The organism is Paraburkholderia sp. RL18-085-BIA-A (assembly GCF_046027075.1).
Lineage (GTDB): Bacteria > Pseudomonadota > Gammaproteobacteria > Burkholderiales > Burkholderiaceae > Paraburkholderia.
On sequence record NZ_JARESU010000284.1, the window covers coordinates 1 to 4650 of the forward strand.

A 4650-nucleotide genomic window follows, 5' to 3' on the forward strand; every position below is an offset into this window, starting at 1 on the left:
GAACCAGTATTGGCGCTGCTGTCGCCGCTGGAAGCGATACTGATTCCGCCGGTGCCAGTGTCACTCGTGCAGATTACATCGCCGTGGACGGTGGTGTAGCAGTTCTGGCCGCTAACTGTGTTGCTTCCCGAACTGCTGTTGCCTGAAATTGTGGTGGTGCCGCCTGATCCGCTGTTAGAACCGCTTGACGCGGTTATCCCACCCGAGCCCGACGATGACGATGAGCCCGACGCACTTCCTGTCGAACCGCCGTTACCCCCCGCCGCGGTTCCGCCGCCGTTCGAATTCCCGGAAGAGTTCGAATTGTTACCTTGGTTGTCGCCCTGATCGTGGTTCATCCACCATCTATCAAAATGACGATGAAAATCATGGTGCGACCCCTCCCAATCGCCCCAGCTTTGCGCATTCACGGACGAACTGATGGAAAACAGCAGAATGGCAAAAAGAGCGCTTATAAATAAGCTTTTGCGTGCAACACCAGTTGGCATTTTCATCTTCCCCCACGATGCTTATTATATTTATAGTTTTTATAAAATGTTATTAAAAATCCACTCAGTTTGATAATTAGTAAAATTAAAGGAAGCCAACACACATAAATCGTTAACAGATTACAGAGAGTGTCTGAATAGAGGCCAGACCGGAGGCGGAATAGAAAGAGGGGCCGTAAGGCCTAATGCCGTTCAGTTAAGCGACTGAACGGCATTTTTTGTTGGCTGCTCAAAGTAGTTGTAAACCGGGCGTGGCGGTGTTAACTTGCATCGCCATGCTGGTTGATGATCTGCGCCTTCTTGTCGACTCACAGCCACCTCTCGAATGGGGACGGCTGGGCCAGCATCTGCCGTACGAATGGATCGAGTCTGCAGTGCAGGCGAATGGCAGTGCCAGCGTTCGTCGGCGTCGGCTCCCCGCGCAGCAGGTCGTATGGCTTGTGATCGCGCTCGCGCTGTACCGGCACCAGTCGATCAGCGAGGTCGTCGATGAACTGGACCTTGCGTTACCTGTGGCCGACGCGTCGTTTGTCAGTAAGAGCGCCATCACCCAGGCACGGCAGCGCGTCGGCGCGGCGCCACTGGCGTGGCTGTTTCACGAATCAGCCAGAAACTGGATTGCGCAGGATCAGGACCACTATCTCTTCAAGGGATTCTCGCTGTTCGCGATGGATGGCACCACGCTGCGCACCGCCGACAGTGCCGCCAATCGCAGGCATTTCGGCGCCTCTGCTGCCGCTCATGGCCGCATAGGCAGCTATCCGCAACTGCGCGCGGTTACGCTCACCGCGCTTGCCACGCATCTGGTGCGCGATGCTGTGTTCGGGCCTTACGACATCAACGAAATGGTCTCGGCGCGCGAGCTCATTGCTCGTGTGCCGGCCAATTCCATCACCGTCTTCGACCGGGGGTTCATGTCGGCCCAACTCCTGTGCAATCTGGTCTCGCACGGCGAGAACCGGCATTACATCATTCCGGCCAAATCCAATCTGCGGTGCGAGGTCGTGAGCGGGGGCGACGGTGACCAGATCGTGCGTATGCGCGTCTCACCGCAGGCCCGCGCGAAGTGCCCGGATCTGCCCGAATCCTGGCAAGCGCGCGCTGTGCTCGCCGTGGATGCAAGTGGGCGCAAACGCACACTGCTGACGTCCCTGACTGATCGAAGACGTTTCAAGGCTGCCGACATTGTGGCGTGCTACGAGCGTCGCTGGCAGATCGAGACCAGCTACCACGAGTTCAAGCAGTCGATGCTGGGCATGGAGCTGACGCTTCGCAGCCAGACCGTGGAAGGCGTCTATCAGGAATTCTGGGGCGCACTGATCGCCTATAACCTGGTACGTCTGGAGATGGCCAAAGCCGCGCTGGCGGCCGGACACGCCCCCGATGAGCTGAGCTTCATCCGCACGTTCCACACCATTCAGTACGAAATGACATGGGCAGCCGTGACGCGCTCGTACGGCAAACTGCCCGCGCTGCTCAAGCGCCTGCGCGAGCGGCTCAAACAGCTTCCCAATGAGAAACGGCGCGGGCGCAGTTGCGCTCGGGCCGTCAAATCGCGACCGTTTCGTTACACCGTTCGAGTCCTCAAAAGAAACCTTAACTGAACGGCATTAGGCCGTAAGGCCCCCTTTTCTTTTTTTCAATTTCACAAGCAAACTTGTTTACAATTTTACAAAATTGCCGGATGACAGATCGACCACCCCACCGTGCGGTTCCCCTTTCCCGTTTCTGGAATTGTTCTCCATCAGGCGCACGATCGAGGGGCGGCCGTGGCAAATCCGGCAATGCAGGCTTGGCAGGATATCGCCGATGGTTGTGGTGCAAATTCCGGCGCCTTGGTCTGTTACTCTCGAGCTTTTGACGACCACGAGCCAATGAGTAAGCTGAAAGATCTCGAATGGTTGTTCAACGGGCGTCATTTCGACCGCGAAGTCATCGTCCTTTGCGTGCGTTGGTATCTGCGCTACAAGCTCAGTCTGCGTGATCTTGTCGAGATGATGGCTGAGCGCGGCCTGTCCCTCGCCCACACTACGATCCTGCGTTGGGTGAAGCGCTACACGCCGGAGGTCGTCAAACACTGGAATCGGTTGGCTACGACAGCCGGTCAGTCGTGGCGAGTCGACGAGACCTACGTGAAGATTCGCGGCAAATGGGCCTATCTCTACGGGGCCGTTGACCGGGCGGGAAAGACGATCGATTTTCGCCTCAGCGCCAGGCGCGATGTGGCGGCAGCAAAGGCGTTCTTCGCGAAGGCAATCAGGACTCAGGGACGCGCTCCTGAGACGATCACGCTGGACGGCTACGCGGCATCTCATCGGGCGGTCCGCAAGATGAAGACCGACGGGTCGCTACCCAGGCGAACGGAATTGCGATCCTCGAAGTATCTGAATAACCTGATTGAGCAGGATCACCGCCACATCAAATCACGGGTGAACGTGATGCTCGGGTTCAAGCGGTTCCGCAGCGCCGCCGTTATCCTCTCCGGCATCGAACTGATGCATCGAATTCGCGAAGGCCAGTTCGATCTCACCAGCATGCACCTCAAAGATACCGCTTCGCCCTCGATCTGGATGGCGGTTCTTTCAGCTCGATGAGGTATCCGAAGCAAGAGCGATTTCTCGCCAGCCCACCGAGTTTGCACCACAACCGCCGCAAGCGGGAAATTGGTCTTTGGAGATGGCGCCATCGCGATCCGAGATGGGGCGTATGTGCGGTGTGTCGAGTTAAGAGGCGCGCGGTAGAATTCCGGCGATACAAAGTCCTTATGAGGATATTGTGGTTCTGATGTGATCGACGGCTCCCGCTACGCAGCGAGAGGTTTACGCCAGAGTAGAGAGGTCGTGATATCCACGGCAAAGGAGCGTTCATCACGAAGATAGTGACTGTTGGACTGGATCTGGCCGAGAATGTGCTGCAGGTTCACGCAGTGGATTTGCAAGGCCAAATCGTTGTACGCAAACAGCTGAGACGCACGGATGTACTTCGGTATTTCGCAGCGCTCGAACCGTGTGTCATTGGCATGGAAGCGTGCGGCTCGTCGCACTACCGGGCCGGGAACTCGCGAAGCTCGGACACACTGTTCGACTAATCGTCCCGCAGTTCGTCCGACCTTACGTAAAGAGCAACCAGACGGATGTGGCCGACGCCGAAGCAATCTGCGCGGCGATACAACGACCCCACATGCCCTTCGTACCGGTCAAGACGCAGGCGCAACAGACAATTCTATCGCTGCATCGCGCACGCGCCGGACTGGTCAGATCACGCACAGCACTGGCCAATCAGATTCGTCGACTTCTGGGTGAATTCGGCATCGTGCTGCCACAAGATATCCCGCTGCTGGGGCAGCGGGCCATAGCAGCTCTTTCCAGTCGCGATAGTGAGCCTTGCGAGCCATTCCGGGCGTTAATCCAGATGCTTGTTGAGCACTTGCACGAACTTGGCAACAGGGTGACTGAACTGGAAGGACGTATCCGCGCGATCCATCGTACGGATGCGCCCGGCCAACTTCTCGAAACCATACCCGGAATCGGCCCGCTCACCGCATCGGCCCTGGCAGCCTCAATCGACAACGCTCGAGCCTTTCGCAGCGGCCGAGAACTTGCTGCATGGCCGGGTCTGGTCCCGCGCCAGCATTCCTCAGGCGGGACACCGCACCTGCTGGGCATCAGCAAGCGCGGCGGTAAAAAAGAAGATCAGGCGCCAGGTGGGCGCTCCCGGAATCGGCGGGACTTCGGCTGGAAACGGTGGAGTAGGTGCTGGTTGTATGAGGAACTGAAGCTGTTCAACGGCTATCGTGTTCGTCGTGCTGCCGCACCGAAAGCGCGCCCAGCATGATAGGTCCCACAAATCTTGACATGAAGCACACAGGAGAGCGTAGTGCCGGAAATCGGCCCGCTGCGTTCGACGTGGCGTGAGCTGGAAACGTGACCATGGTTGCCGGATTGCGGGCCATCGTCAAAGCGGTGGAATCACCACCGGCGCCTATCGGTGCGCGCGCCAGTTCTCGACCCTACCTGCGAGGGCGTGCGGGTGCGATTCCCGTGGGCTACTCACCTAAGGACAGATGAAGTGGGCTCGCGGAACCCATCCGTCCGCCGCTGATCAATTTTACGACCACGCAATATGAGCAGTACTTCGCATATCGACTTCACTCGCCCCTCGA

Annotated in this window: 4 protein-coding genes and 1 pseudogene; all 5 read left to right on the forward strand. The window is 57.9% G+C overall.

Annotated elements, in window-relative coordinates:
- Window positions 1–117 precede the first annotated feature (117 nt).
- Window positions 118–327, forward strand: coding sequence for a hypothetical protein (locus P0D89_RS51005; protein WP_408379321.1), 210 nt, complete (start codon window positions 118–120; stop codon window positions 325–327).
- Window positions 328–420: 93 nt separating this feature from the next.
- The gene (locus tag P0D89_RS51010) at window positions 421–561 is read left to right on the forward strand and encodes a hypothetical protein (protein WP_408370482.1); all 141 of its coding nucleotides are present in this window, start codon (window positions 421–423) and stop codon (window positions 559–561) included.
- A gap of 202 nt (window positions 562–763) precedes the next feature.
- A complete protein-coding gene (locus tag P0D89_RS51015) occupies window positions 764–2092 on the forward strand; it encodes an IS4 family transposase (RefSeq protein ID WP_408370480.1) in 1329 nt (442 codons plus the stop codon).
- A 270-nt stretch (window positions 2093–2362) separates the two neighbouring features.
- Window positions 2363–3082, forward strand: coding sequence for an IS6 family transposase (locus P0D89_RS51020; protein WP_408370486.1), 720 nt, complete (start codon window positions 2363–2365; stop codon window positions 3080–3082).
- Window positions 3083–3354: 272 nt separating this feature from the next.
- A pseudogene (locus P0D89_RS51025) lies at window positions 3355–4166 on the forward strand (IS110 family RNA-guided transposase); the annotation flags it as partial.
- Between the last annotated feature and the right edge of the window lie 484 nt (window positions 4167–4650).